Below are 12,176 nucleotides of genomic sequence, written 5' to 3'. Positions count from 1 at the left end.
GAACCGCAGCAGCACCAGTCGATGCCCACAAAAAAGCCCGCAGCGACGGCGGGCTTCTTTACTTTCAGCCACTCAGATAGGGCGGCTGCCGTACTTGTTGTCCGGCTTCTTGGGCGGATCGGCGACCACGTTGGCCTCCACTTCCTGCACCTTGCCACCGCGCGACAGGAACTCTTCCATCGCCTTGGCCAGCGCATCGCGCTCTTTCTGCTTGGCTTCCATGCTCGGCATCTCGTCTACCGAGACCGCCGCCTTGGACTTGCCCTTGGCTGCCGGAGCCGGGCTGCTGTCGTCGTCGCCGGAGTCTTCCGCGCCGTCGTCAGCCGCTGCCTCAAGGCCTTCATCAGCCTCGTCTTCGTCGCCTACTTCGAGGTCATCATTTTCCAGATCGTCGTCGCTCATGTTCTACCTCATGACTTGCGAAAAGCAGGTTAGTTATAGACCGGTGCAGCCGTAGACCGGCAGCCACCAGTGAAAATTCAACTGGCCGTGGATTGGCCACTGCCCTGGGTGTCCGCCCCCTCATGGGGGACCCGGCACCCTGCAGGCCCTGCTCCTGGCAAGGCCTGACAAATTCCTTTGAACCCTTGCTGGCCACAGGCTATTGGCAAGCCTAGCAAAGGGTGGCGAAGTGTGTGGACTTACTCGTCCGGCTCCCTTCGGCGCGCATTCTAGCGCGCTCGCAGAAAAAGCAAAGCACCAGAATCACCCAATGACTTGTAAGTTTTATACCTACGTCGCAATCAGCATAGAGAAACCGTTTGCCCCCCGCGTATCGGCAAACTACAGGCAAAAAAATGCCCGGCGAACCGGGCAAGTTTTCCAGCGTGGCGGTTACAGGTTGTAGCCGCGCTCGTTGTGCTGAGCCAGATCGAGGCCGACCGACTCTTCTTCTTCGCTAACCCGCAGGCCCATCACCAGGTCCAGGACCTTGAGGATCACGTAAGTGACGATGGCGGTGTAGACCACGGTGAAGATCACCCCCTTGGCCTGGATCCAGAACTGTGCGGCGATGTCGGTTACCGCGCCGAAACCACCCAGAGCAGGTGCCGCGAACACACCGGTGAGCAGAGCGCCGATGATCCCGCCAATACCGTGTACGCCGAAGGCGTCGAGGGAGTCGTCATAGCCCAGCTTGCGCTTGAGGCTGGTGGCGCAGAAGTAGCAGACCACGCCGGACACCAGGCCGATCACCAGCGCGCCCATCGGGCCGACGGTGCCGGCGGCCGGGGTGATGGCGACCAGTCCGGCGACCACGCCCGAGGCGATGCCCAGTGCGCTTGGCTTGCCGTGGAAGATCCACTCGGCGAACATCCAACCCAGGGCGGCGGCGGCGGTGGCGATCTGGGTCACCAGCATGGCCATGCCGGCGGTACCGTTGGCCGCAGCGGCGGAACCGGCGTTGAAGCCGAACCAGCCGATCCACAGCATGGCCGCGCCCATCAGGGTGTAGCCCAGGTTGTGCGGAGCCATCGGCGTGGTCGGGTAGCCCTTGCGCTTGCCCAGCACCAGGCAGCAGACCAGGCCGGCGATACCGGCGTTGATATGCACCACGGTGCCGCCGGCGAAGTCCAGCACGCCCCAGTCCCACATCAGCGCGCCGTCACCGCTCCAGACCATGTGCGCGATCGGCGCATAGACCAGGGTGAACCACACGCCCATGAAGATCAGCATCGCCGAGAACTTCATGCGTTCGGCGAAAGCACCGACGATCAGCGCCGGGGTGATGATGGCGAAAGTCATCTGGAAGGTGATGAACACCGCCTCGGGGAACAACGCGGTGGCTGAAGTCAGGCCCGACGGCGTGACGCCGCTGAGGAAAGCCTTGGAGAAGCCGCCGATGAAGGAATTGAAGTTGAGCACGCCCTTTTCCATACCGGCGGTATCGAAAGCCAGGCTGTAGCCGTAGATGACCCAGAGGATGCTGATCAGGCCAGTGATGGCGAAACACTGCATCATCACCGACAGCACGTTCTTCGAACGCACCATACCGCCGTAGAACAAAGCCAGGCCCGGAATGGTCATGAACAGGACCAGTGCCGTCGAGGTGAGCATCCAGGCGGTGTCGCCGGAGTTCAGCACAGGGGCGGCAGTTTCCTCGGCCAGGGCCAGCCCTGGCATTACGAGGGACAATAGGGCTCCTAGCCCTGCGATCTTGCGCAGAGTCATGTTGTTTTCTCCTGGGGCGTTGGGTTTGGTGAGGCTTTGCTTGGCGCTTAGATCGCGTCGGTATCGGTTTCGCCGGTACGGATGCGGATCGCCTGCTCCAGATTGACCACGAAGATCTTGCCGTCGCCGATCTTGCCGGTGTTGGCTGCCTTGGTGATGGCTTCGATCACCCGATCGAGGTCCTTGTCGTCGATGGCGACATCGATCTTCACCTTGGGCAGGAAATCGACCACGTATTCAGCGCCGCGATACAGCTCGGTATGACCCTTCTGCCGGCCGAAACCTTTGACTTCGGTAACGGTGATGCCCTGCACGCCGATTTCCGACAGCGACTCGCGCACGTCGTCCAGCTTGAACGGCTTGATGATGGCAGTGACTAGCTTCATGAAACTCTCTCCCGATTTGATGGACTTGCCCCAGGAAAACAAACCCGTCTCAAGTCTAAGCGCAGCGCCTGGCTTTGTAACGCGTCGTCGGCTCCATTCTCCCCGCCGACGCACGATCCGCCTGTGACGAAGGACCTCGCGGCTCCGCCTGCGCACTGCCTGGTCACAAGGGACTGCATCAGTGCATGGCTCACTCGGGTCTTTGCAGAAACCTTGCCAGTTCGTACAACGACCGAAAAAACAGAGAGTTGCGTGAATCGGTAGGGATTGGCCAGTTGCCAGCAGCGAAAAAGCGCACAAAATCGGTGCGCGGCCTTTGGCCGCCCTGCGCGAAAAGCGTGCAGGGCAAACGGGCAAAAGCCCCGTGCTACACTGCTGCCCTTTCAGTGATCAGCGGATACCAGACATGCTCGCGCCCAAAGCCTTCCTCGATGCCCTGAGCGACCAGGCCTCGCGCCTGTTCAGCGGCGACACTGCCGCGCCCCGCGCCGAACTGGAAAGCCAGTTCAAGGTGCTGATGCAGGGTGCCTTCAGCAAGCTCGACCTGGTCAGCCGCGAGGAGTTCGACAGCCAGATGGTGGTGCTCGCCCGTACCCGCGCCCGTCTCGAAGCCCTCGAGCAGCAGTTCGCCGAGCTGGAAGCACGGATCGCCCCACCCGCTCAGGAATAAGCCATGCAAAAGTCCAGCGATTACCCGGTATTGCTGTTCTCCTACGGCACCTTGCAGGACAAGGCCGTGCAACTGGCCAACTTCGGCCGCGAGCTGACCGGCCAGGCCGACCGCATGCCGGGCTATCGCCAGGACTGGGTGCAGATCACCGATCCTGAAGTGCTGGCCACCAGCGGCAAGAGCCACCACCCCATCGTCTCCCCCAGCGAGCGGGCCGAAGACAGCGTCGCTGGCATGGTCTTCCAGATCAGCGAACAAGAGCTGGCCGCCGCCGACCGCTACGAAGTGTCGGACTACAAGCGTATCGCCGTCGGCCTCGCCTCGGGGTTGACCGCCTGGGTTTACGTACGCGCCTGAATGCCTCGGGCGTGGTGATTGATCACACGGAGTGCTTCCCCATGAAAGTCAGTGCACGCAATGTCTTCGAAGGTACCGTCAGCGCCGTCCAGCCTGGCGCGGTGAATGCCGAGGTCGAGCTGACCCTCGGCGGCGGCGAGAAACTGGTGGCGGTGGTCACCATGGCCAGCCTGCACAACCTCAACATCAACGTCGGCAAGCAGGCCGTGGCGCTGGTCAAGGCACCGTGGGTGGTGCTGATGACCGATGCCGCAGGCTACAGGCTGTCCGCGCGCAACAGCCTCGAAGGCGAAGTGCTGCGAGTCGGCGACGGCGCGGTGAATGCCGAGGTGGTGCTGAAGCTGTCGGGCGGCACCGAGGTGTATGCCATCGTCACCCGCGAAGCGGTGCAGGAGCTTGGCCTGAAGCCGGGAGTGAAGGCCACCGCGCTGATTAAGGCCTCGCACATCATCCTGGGCGCCAAGCCCTGATCGAATGCCCGCTTCTGCCTTGACCAGGCAGGAGCGAGCTTGCCCCGCGATGGCACTTGCACAGGGCATTGCATTAATTCCCCTCCCAGTAGATGAAACTTGTTTAAGTTACGTCTTCCCGGTTGACTTCCCCGCTATGCTTTGCATAAAGTTCACCCGCCCCGAAAAGCGGGCCTTTATTTCAACTCACGAAGAATTCAATGGACACAGTATCTAGTCGCTGTCTGGCAGCTCTTGGCCGCCAGGCACTTGAACCGGAACTCCGGGCCCGCCCCTAGGTCGGGCAAGCCGCGCCAGAGCCTGATGCTCCGCCGTTGCTTGCCGCCCCGGGTGCCCGCCCGGTCGGAGGCAAGCTCATGAACCTCGATATCGCTACCCCTCGCCTGCGCGCCTTTGCGCACAAGGCCCCGTACCGTCCTGTCCGCGGCTGGGGCTTGTCCTCGCCCCTGAAACCGCCCAGTCGATAGCGCGCCCGTTGCTGCCTGCAGTGACGCGCGCGATGCTGTCCGTTCGCTGAACTGACGCCATTTAAATCGTCAGGAACTTCCGAACTTTAAGCAATTAAAGTTCGTTGGTTTTCTATTGCCCGCCACTTAACAAATGGAATAACCGACCATGGAATCAGCCAGTAGAAAGTTCGCTGCCGATCTTATTTCCGGCATTCGCCAGCGAACACGTAAACGTCGGAAAAACCAAGTTTTTCATTGTTTGAATCATTGCGACACGGGACACGTTCACTCACCTTTCCTACCGTGAGTCGACTGTGTGTCGTGCCGCCTCCTGCGGCAGGAGCACAGCCAAATGACCGTAAAAGACCGCAACACCCGCAGCAAAGCCGGCGAAGACACCCGCCTGTCCATGCGCGCCGCCCGCGAGGCACGCAACGGCCTGGCCGTGACCCTGGCCAACCTCGATGCCAGCGAACTGGGCCTGACCGAGCACGAAGCCGCCAAGCGCCTGCAGCGCGACGGCGCCAACCAAGTCGCCCATGACAAGCCGCAACCGGCCCTGGTGCAATTGCTCAAGGCCTTGCACAACCCCTTCATCTACGTGCTGCTCACCCTCGCCGGGATCAGCTTCGTCACCGACTACTGGCTGCCGGTACGCGCAGGCGACATGGAAGAAGCGGATCTGACCAAGGTCATCATCATCATGACCATGGTCAGCCTCAGCAGCCTGCTGCGCTTCTGGCAGGAGTACCGTTCGGGCAAGGCCGCCGACGCCCTCAAGGCCATGGTCCGCACCACCGCCACCGTGCTGCGCCGCGAGCACCACGACCAGCCGGCGCGCCTGCGCGAAGTGCCGATGAACGAGCTGGTGGCCGGCGATATCGTGCAACTGGCCGCCGGCGACATGATCCCCGCCGATATCCGCCTGATCGAGTCCCGCGACCTGTTCATCAGCCAGGCGGTACTGACCGGCGAGGCGCTGCCGGTGGAGAAGTACGACACCCTCGGTCACGTCGCGCAAAAGTCCGCCGGAGGCAGCGCCAGCGATGAAAGCGGCCTGCTCGACCTGCCCAACATCGGCTTCATGGGCACCAACGTGGTCAGCGGCCGCGCCCGCGCCGTGGTGGTGGCCACCGGCAAGCGCACCTATTTCGGTTCGCTGGCCAAGGCCATCGTCGGCTCGCGCAGCCAGACCGCCTTCGACCGTGGCGTGAACAGCGTCAGCCGCCTGTTGATCCGCTTCATGCTGGTGATGGTGCCGGTGGTGTTCATGCTCAACGGCGTGGTCAAGGGCGACTGGAGCGACGCCTTCCTGTTTGCCCTGGCCGTTGCCGTGGGCCTGACCCCGGAGATGCTGCCGATGATCGTCAGCGCCAACCTGGCCAAAGGTGCCGTGGCCATGGCCCGGCGCAAGGTGGTGGTCAAGCGCCTGAACGCCATCCAGAACTTCGGCTCGATGGATGTGCTGTGCACCGACAAGACCGGCACCCTGACCCAGGACCGCATCATCCTCGAACACCACGTCGACCCCAGCGGCCATAAAGACCCGCGCCTGTTGGAACTGGCCTGGCTCAACAGCCACCACCAGAGCGGCGTGAAAAACCTGATGGACCAGGCCGTGCTGCGCTTTGCCGGCGAAGACCAGGGCTTCCAGCCACCCTATGCCTACGCCAAGGTCGACGAACTGCCCTTCGACTTCATTCGCCGGCGCCTGTCGGTGATCGTCAAGGATGCCCTGGGCGATCACCTGCTGGTGAGCAAGGGTGCCGTCGAGGAAATGCTGGCCATCGCCACCCATGTGGAAGAAGGCGGCCAGCGGGTCGCACTGGATGCCGGGCGACGCCAGCAACTGCTGGCCACCGCCAGCAGCTACAACCAGGAGGGTTTCCGCGTGCTGCTGGTCGGCACCCGTGACATCCCGGCCGCCGAGGGCAAGCCTCAGTACCACACCGATGACGAACGCGAGCTGGTGATCCGTGGCTTCCTGACCTTCCTCGACCCGCCCAAGGAAACCGCCGGCCCGGCCATCGCCGCCCTGCGCGAGATGGGAGTGAAGGTGAAGGTGCTGACCGGAGACAACCCGGTGGTCACCTGCAAGGTCTGCCGCGAAGTGGGCCTGGAGCCCGGTCAGCCGCTGCTTGGCCAGGACATCGAGCGCCTGGACGACACCCAGCTCAAGGCGCTGGTCGAAGAGCGCACCGTGTTCGCCAAGCTCACTCCGCTGCAGAAGTCGCGGGTGCTCAAGGCGCTGCAGGCCAACGGCCACACCGTGGGCTTCCTCGGCGACGGCATCAACGACGCCCCGGCGCTGCGCGATGCCGACGTGGGTATCTCGGTGGACAGCGGCACCGACATCGCCAAGGAGTCGGCCGACATCATCCTCCTGGAAAAGAGCCTGATGGTGCTGGAGGAAGGCGTGCTCAAGGGCCGCGAAACCTTCGGCAACATCATGAAGTACCTGTGCATGACCGCCAGCTCGAACTTCGGCAACGTGTTCTCGGTGCTGGTGGCCAGCGCGTTCATCCCGTTCATGCCGATGCTGGCGATCCACCTGCTGCTGCAGAATCTGATGTACGACTTCTCCCAGCTGTCGCTGCCGTGGGATCGCATGGACAAGGAGTTCCTGCGCGAGCCACGCAAGTGGGATGCCCGCAACATCGGTCGCTTCATGCTATGGATCGGCCCAACCTCGTCGATCTTCGACATCACCACCTTCGCCCTGATGTGGTACGTGTTCGCCGCCAACAGCGTGGAAATGCAGGCGTTGTTCCAGTCCGGCTGGTTCATCGAGGGGTTGCTGTCGCAGACCCTGGTGGTACACATGCTGCGCACCCGCAAGGTGCCGTTCTTCCAGAGCACCGCGGCGCTACCGGTGATCCTCGCCACCGGCCTGGTGATGTGCCTGGGCATCTACATCCCGTTCTCGCCACTGGGGGCGATGGTCGGGCTGGTGCCGCTGCCTTGGGAATACTTCCCATGGCTGGCCGCGACCCTGCTCGGCTACTGCCTGGTGGCCCAGGGCATGAAGACCCTGTACATCCGCCGCTTCGGCCAGTGGTTCTGAGGGGGGGTGGACATGCGCGTACTGATCTGCGCGGGGCGCAACTACGCCGACAACCAACGCTGCCGCCAGGCGCTGGACGCCCTCCAGCGCCAGCAACCGATCCGGGTGCTGATCCACGGCGGCAGCCAGCACCTGGGTGGCGAGATCGAAGGCTGGGCCCGCGAACAGGGCGCCGACATCGTGCGCTACCCGCCCAACTGGCAGTTGCACGGCAAGCTGGCCGAGCGCCTGCGCAACGTCTTCATGCTGCGCGACAGCCGGCCCGACCTGGTGCTGGCGCTGCCGGGCGGCGACGATACCGAGGAGCTGCTGGCCCGGGCGCGGGGTTCGGGGATTCCGGTGATCTGCGGCAGGCAGCCACGGTCACATTGACCTGACCACGATCTGAGGGGGGCGCTTGGCGTCCCCCATCAGAACATTCCGTAGCCCTCTTGAGCACACGACCGCAAACCCCGTAGGATTGAGAGCGATTCCCATCTGCATCTCGCTCATTCCTTTTGCAGGAGAGGCTCGTCGTGCCCTCACCCTCAATTCCGCCGCCGCGCCAGGCCATGGATGTGCTGTACCAGGATCACCACGCCTGGCTGCTGGGCTGGCTGCGGCGACGCCTGCAACATGCCGACAACGCAGCGGACCTGGCCCACGACACCTTCGTGCAACTGCTCGGCCGGCCGGAGCTGATTCCGACGCTGCGCCAACCGCGAGCCTGGCTCAGCAGCGTGGCCAAAGGGTTAATGATCGACCGCCAACGCCGACACAAACTGGAGACCGCCTATCTGCAGGCCCTGGCCAGCCTGCCGGAGCCCGAGGCGCCCTCGGCCGAGCGCCAGCTGATCCTGCTTCAGACGCTGATGCAGATCGACGCCATGCTCGATGGCCTGCCGGGGAAGGTGCGCATGGCCTTCCTGCTGTCACGCCTGGAAGGCATGAGCTACCAGGAAATCGCCCATCACCTGGGGATCAGCCTGAGCAGTGTCGAGAAGTACATGGTCAAGGCCATCCGCCACTGCTATCTGGCAAGGCTGGAATCATGAGCGACGACGTGCTCGACCAGGCCATCGGCTGGCTGGTCAGGCTCGAGTCGGCGCAGCATGCGCCGGCACTGTGTGCCGCCTGCCTTGCCTGGCGCCAGAGCGACCCACGCCATGAAGCCACCTGGCAGGCCCTGCAGGAAGCCCAGGCCTGCTTCAGCCAGGCCCGCGAACTGCCCGGTGGCGTTGCCCTGCGGGCGTTGACGGCGCCCGAGCGGGCGGATCGCCGACACGCCCTCAAGCTGCTAACACTCGGCGTGATGGGGCTGGGCCTGAGCGGCACGGCATTGCAACACTCACCCTGGCGCCTGAGTCTGGCCGACCACAGCACCCGCACCGGAGAGCGCCGCCGTCTCCAGCTAGCCGATGGCAGCGAGCTGCAGCTCAACAGCCGCAGTGCGGTCAACGTGCGCTTCAGCGCGACCGAGCGTCTGGTCGAACTGCTTGAAGGGCAGGTCTATGTCCGCGCGCGGGGCGACACCCGGCAACGCCCCCTGTGCGTGACCAGCGCCGAGGCCAGCCTGTGGACGTTCGACGCGGCATTCGATGTCTGCCAGGCGCGCGGCAACACGCGCCTGGCCATCGACCAGGGCCAGATCGCGATCCAGGTGCCCGGGCGAGCCCAACAACTGGCCAAGGCCGGCGAGCAGTACCGCATCGACCGCCATGGCGCGCAGCCCCTGGCCAATCCCCAGGCCCAGGGCTCGGCCTGGACCCGTGGCCTGCTGATCGCCAACGACATGCCCCTGGCCGAACTGGCCGATACCCTGGCCCGTCAGCGCGAAGGCTGGGTCGGCTGCGATCCGACGGTGGCCGGCCTGCGCGTTTCCGGGGTGTTCCAGCTCGACGACAGCGACAATGCCCTGCGCAGCCTGGCTCACACCTGGCCGGTGCGCCTGCAATGGCGCACCGCGTTGTGGGTGCGCATCCTCCCGGCGTAAAGAAAATCGATTCTCGTTTACGGGTTTTCCCCGCTCCTTCGACAAACAGGAAAAACACCTGCCAATTCCCAGGAGCTTCCGATGGATCTGCTGTCCCGCTACCGCCCCACCTTGCTCGCCCAGGCCCTGTTGCTTGGCGCCGGCATCGGCCTGGCCCATCCCGTGCTGGCCGAACAGCCTCTGCGCCGTTACGACCTCCCCGCCGCGCCACTGGCCGAAGCCCTCAACCGCTTCGCCGAGCAGGCCGGCATCACCCTGCCGTACGACCCGCAGTTGGTGCAGGGCAAGCAGGCCAGGCCGGTGCGCGGCCAGTTGCCCACCGACATGGCGTTGTACCTGATGCTCGAAGGCACCGGGCTCAAGGCCGTGCAGGCCGCCGACGGCAACTGGGCGCTGCAGTTCGCCGCCAGCGCTGGCGACGCCCTGGAACTCGGCAGCACGCAGGTTCAGGGTCAAGGCATGGGCCAGGCCACCGAGGGCACACGCTCCTACACTACCGGGCTGGTGAGCGTCGGTTCGAAGACCCCGACAAGCCTGAAGGACACCCCGCAGTCGGTATCGGTGGTCAGCCGCCAGCTGATCGAAGACCGGCGCATGGTCAGCCTTGACGACGCGATGAAGTTCACCCCCGGCATCACCCTGCGCAACGTCAATTTCAACACCCAGGAATTCATCTCCCGCGGCTTCCCGATCGACAACCTGCAGATCGACGGCACGGCACCGATGGACATCGGCAACGGTCTGGGTACCTTCTACAGCCAACGCAAGTACGACCTGGCCGCCTATGACCATGTCGAAGTGCTGCGCGGCGCCAGCGGCCTGCTCGGCGGTACCGGCAACCCGGGCGGCATCGTCAACCTGGTGCGCAAGCGCCCGCTCGATCACTACCAGCTCAAGCTCGAAGCCTCGGCGGGCTCGTGGGACAACTACCGCAGCGAAGTGGATGTCACAGGTCCCCTGGCCTTCGACGGCAAGCTGCGCGGACGGATGGTGGCCGCCTACCAGGACCGCCAGTACTTCTTCGACAACCGCAGCACCGAACGGCCGTTTTTCTATGGCGTGCTCGAGGCCGACGTCAGCGACGACACCATGCTCACTTTCGGCGGCAGCTACGACAAGGTCCATGAAAACGGCGTGGGCGACGGCCTGCCGCGCTACAGCACCGGCGGCGACCTGAAACTGCCGCGGCACACCTGGTACACCACCAACAGCGCCTGGAACGACAGCTACACCCGCGAGCTATTCGCCAAGCTCGACCATCACTTCTCCGATGACTGGAAGCTCAACACCTCCTACACCTATTCGTACAACGAAGGCTCCACCGAGGGCGTGATCCCCTACGGCTCCGTTGACGAGAACAGCAACACCGGCCCCTACTGGTGGGGCAGCTATGTCTCCAGCTGGAGCAAGCAGTCGGTGTTCGACGTCAACCTCTCCGGCACCTTCGACGCCTTCGGCCGCCAACACGAACTGCTGGTGGGTGGCGACTACCAGGAGGTCACCAGCCGCTGGCGCGCGGCCCAGGGCAAGGTCGGCCTGGGCGGCATGATCGACCTGTGGGACCCACAGTCGACACCGTTGCCGACCGAGGCCACCAACCATGCCTTCTACCGCGACTACTACCCCAACAAACGCAAGCAGTACGGTCTCTACTCCACCCTACGCCTGCAGTTGGCCGACCCGCTCAAACTGGTGATCGGCGCCCGCGCCCAGCGTTATACCTTCGAACAGGCCTACGCCACACGCAATCGCGATGGCTCCGGGGACTGGGTTCGCCAGGACCAGGTCTCGCACAGCGAGCCGACCACCCTGGTGCCATTCGGTGGCCTGATCTACGCGCTCGACGACCAGTGGTCGACCTACGTCAGCTACGCCGAGATCTACAAACCCCAGGCGCAGAAACTCAAGGGCCCGGAAAAGTCCGGCACCTCCCTCGACCCGATGACCGGAAAGACCTACGAGACCGGGATCAAGGGCGAGCTGTTCGATGGAGCGCTGAACCTCAGCGCCGCACTGTTCTACACAAAGCGTGAACATCAGGCGATCAAGGACCCCGCCTACCCTGACACACCGTTCAGCTACAGCGCCTCCTGCTGCTTCATCGGCCAGGGCAAGGTGGTCAGCAAGGGTATCGACCTGGAGGCCACCGGCGAAGTCCTGCCGGGCTGGGATGTGATCGCCGGCTATACCCTCAACCTGATGGATGACCAGAGCGAGGAGACGCTGTACAGCACCGTCACGCCCAAGCACCTGTTCAAGCTCTGGTCGGTCTACAACCCGCCGGGCGATTGGTCGGCGTGGCGCGTCGGCGCCGGGGTAACCGCCCAGAGCGCCAGCTACGTGGAAGGCAAGGCCTACCGCTTCGACGCCAACTGGAACACCGTGGGTGAAACCCCGTTCGATTTCAGCCAGAGCGGCTACGCCGTCTACGACGCCATGGTCGAGTACAAGGTCGACGATCACTGGACCCTGGCCCTGAACGGCAACAACCTGTTCGACCGCAAGTACTACGCCAGCGTCGGCACGTCCGAGTACGGCAACTACTACGGTGAGCCGCGCAACTTCGTGCTGACCTTACGCGGCGTATTCGAATGAGGTCGCAACCTACTTCATGAAACCAGGCAGATCGGCGTGCCAGT

The 12,176-nt window shown here is 63.9% G+C and carries 11 protein-coding genes; 8 read left to right on the top strand and 3 right to left on the bottom strand.

The genetic code is table 11. The features are described from left to right. Positions 1-72 precede the first annotated feature (72 nt). The 3 genes from sutA to glnK all read right to left on the bottom strand — a co-directional run bounded on the left by sutA (position 73) and on the right by glnK (position 2,555). Positions 73-402 carry a dormancy-specific transcriptional regulator SutA gene (gene sutA / locus KSS90_RS00680; protein ID WP_110734080.1) on the bottom strand — a complete coding sequence of 110 codons (330 nt, stop codon included), beginning with the start codon at positions 400-402 and terminating at the stop codon, positions 73-75. Positions 403-834: 432 nt separating this feature from the next. Further along, a complete protein-coding gene (locus KSS90_RS00675) occupies positions 835-2,169 on the bottom strand; it encodes an ammonium transporter (RefSeq protein ID WP_186594498.1) in 1,335 nt (444 codons plus the stop codon). Positions 2,170-2,216: 47 nt separating this feature from the next. Further along, on the bottom strand, positions 2,217-2,555 hold the full coding sequence (glnK, locus tag KSS90_RS00670) for a P-II family nitrogen regulator (RefSeq protein ID WP_002555808.1): 339 nt from the start codon (positions 2,553-2,555) through the stop codon (positions 2,217-2,219). A 406-nt stretch (positions 2,556-2,961) separates the two neighbouring features. Here glnK and KSS90_RS00665 point away from each other — a divergent pair, with 406 nt between their 5' ends. The 8 genes from KSS90_RS00665 (at position 2,962) to KSS90_RS00630 (ending at position 12,132) form a co-directional block, all read left to right on the top strand. Beyond that, the gene (locus KSS90_RS00665) at positions 2,962-3,225 is read left to right on the top strand and encodes an accessory factor UbiK family protein (RefSeq protein WP_217867848.1); all 264 of its coding nucleotides are present in this window, start codon (positions 2,962-2,964) and stop codon (positions 3,223-3,225) included. Between the two features lie 3 nt (positions 3,226-3,228). After that, complete coding sequence (locus tag KSS90_RS00660; RefSeq protein ID WP_217867847.1) at positions 3,229-3,582, top strand: gamma-glutamylcyclotransferase family protein; 354 nt, start codon at positions 3,229-3,231, stop codon at positions 3,580-3,582. A 41-nt stretch (positions 3,583-3,623) separates the two neighbouring features. Continuing rightward, positions 3,624-4,052 carry a TOBE domain-containing protein gene (locus KSS90_RS00655; RefSeq protein WP_031316465.1) on the top strand — a complete coding sequence of 143 codons (429 nt, stop codon included), beginning with the start codon at positions 3,624-3,626 and terminating at the stop codon, positions 4,050-4,052. A gap of 801 nt (positions 4,053-4,853) precedes the next feature. Beyond that, a complete protein-coding gene (mgtA, locus tag KSS90_RS00650; protein WP_217867846.1) occupies positions 4,854-7,565 on the top strand; it encodes a magnesium-translocating P-type ATPase in 2,712 nt (903 codons plus the stop codon). 12 nt (positions 7,566-7,577) lie between these two features. After that, a complete protein-coding gene (locus KSS90_RS00645) occupies positions 7,578-7,937 on the top strand; it encodes a DUF2493 domain-containing protein (protein WP_217867845.1) in 360 nt (119 codons plus the stop codon). A 179-nt stretch (positions 7,938-8,116) separates the two neighbouring features. After that, positions 8,117-8,599: a sigma-70 family RNA polymerase sigma factor gene (locus tag KSS90_RS00640; protein ID WP_217869711.1), complete on the top strand. Its 483-nt coding sequence runs from the start codon at positions 8,117-8,119 to the stop codon at positions 8,597-8,599. Continuing rightward, the gene (locus KSS90_RS00635) at positions 8,596-9,537 is read left to right on the top strand and encodes a FecR domain-containing protein (protein WP_217867844.1); all 942 of its coding nucleotides are present in this window, start codon (positions 8,596-8,598) and stop codon (positions 9,535-9,537) included. Before KSS90_RS00640 ends, KSS90_RS00635 begins: the two co-directional genes overlap by 4 nt. Positions 9,538-9,618: 81 nt before the next feature. Continuing rightward, the gene (locus tag KSS90_RS00630; RefSeq protein ID WP_217867843.1) at positions 9,619-12,132 is read left to right on the top strand and encodes a TonB-dependent siderophore receptor; all 2,514 of its coding nucleotides are present in this window, start codon (positions 9,619-9,621) and stop codon (positions 12,130-12,132) included. Positions 12,133-12,176: the final 44 nt, after the last annotated feature.

It is taken from the genome of Pseudomonas maumuensis (assembly GCF_019139675.1).
Classification (GTDB): domain Bacteria; phylum Pseudomonadota; class Gammaproteobacteria; order Pseudomonadales; family Pseudomonadaceae; genus Aquipseudomonas; species Aquipseudomonas maumuensis.
The sequence above is the reverse complement of the archived record's forward strand: the minus strand, read 5'-3'. Positions and strand labels throughout refer to the sequence as shown.

What these genes read in the sequence shown, in the direction of transcription:
- KSS90_RS00660 (WP_217867847.1), top strand. Translation starts at nt 3,229, where the DNA reads ATGCAAAAGTCCAGCGATTACCCGGTATTGCTGTTCTCCTACGGCACC.
- KSS90_RS00675 (WP_186594498.1), bottom strand. Translation starts at nt 2,169, where the DNA reads ATGACTCTGCGCAAGATCGCAGGGCTAGGAGCCCTATTGTCCCTCGTA.
- KSS90_RS00640 (WP_217869711.1), top strand. Translation starts at nt 8,117, where the DNA reads ATGGATGTGCTGTACCAGGATCACCACGCCTGGCTGCTGGGCTGGCTG.
- KSS90_RS00630 (WP_217867843.1), top strand. Translation starts at nt 9,619, where the DNA reads ATGGATCTGCTGTCCCGCTACCGCCCCACCTTGCTCGCCCAGGCCCTG.
- KSS90_RS00645 (WP_217867845.1), top strand. Translation starts at nt 7,578, where the DNA reads ATGCGCGTACTGATCTGCGCGGGGCGCAACTACGCCGACAACCAACGC.
- KSS90_RS00655 (WP_031316465.1), top strand. Translation starts at nt 3,624, where the DNA reads ATGAAAGTCAGTGCACGCAATGTCTTCGAAGGTACCGTCAGCGCCGTC.
- KSS90_RS00665 (WP_217867848.1), top strand. Translation starts at nt 2,962, where the DNA reads ATGCTCGCGCCCAAAGCCTTCCTCGATGCCCTGAGCGACCAGGCCTCG.
- glnK (WP_002555808.1), bottom strand. Translation starts at nt 2,555, where the DNA reads ATGAAGCTAGTCACTGCCATCATCAAGCCGTTCAAGCTGGACGACGTG.
- mgtA (WP_217867846.1), top strand. Translation starts at nt 4,854, where the DNA reads ATGACCGTAAAAGACCGCAACACCCGCAGCAAAGCCGGCGAAGACACC.
- KSS90_RS00635 (WP_217867844.1), top strand. Translation starts at nt 8,596, where the DNA reads ATGAGCGACGACGTGCTCGACCAGGCCATCGGCTGGCTGGTCAGGCTC.
- sutA (WP_110734080.1), bottom strand. Translation starts at nt 402, where the DNA reads ATGAGCGACGACGATCTGGAAAATGATGACCTCGAAGTAGGCGACGAA.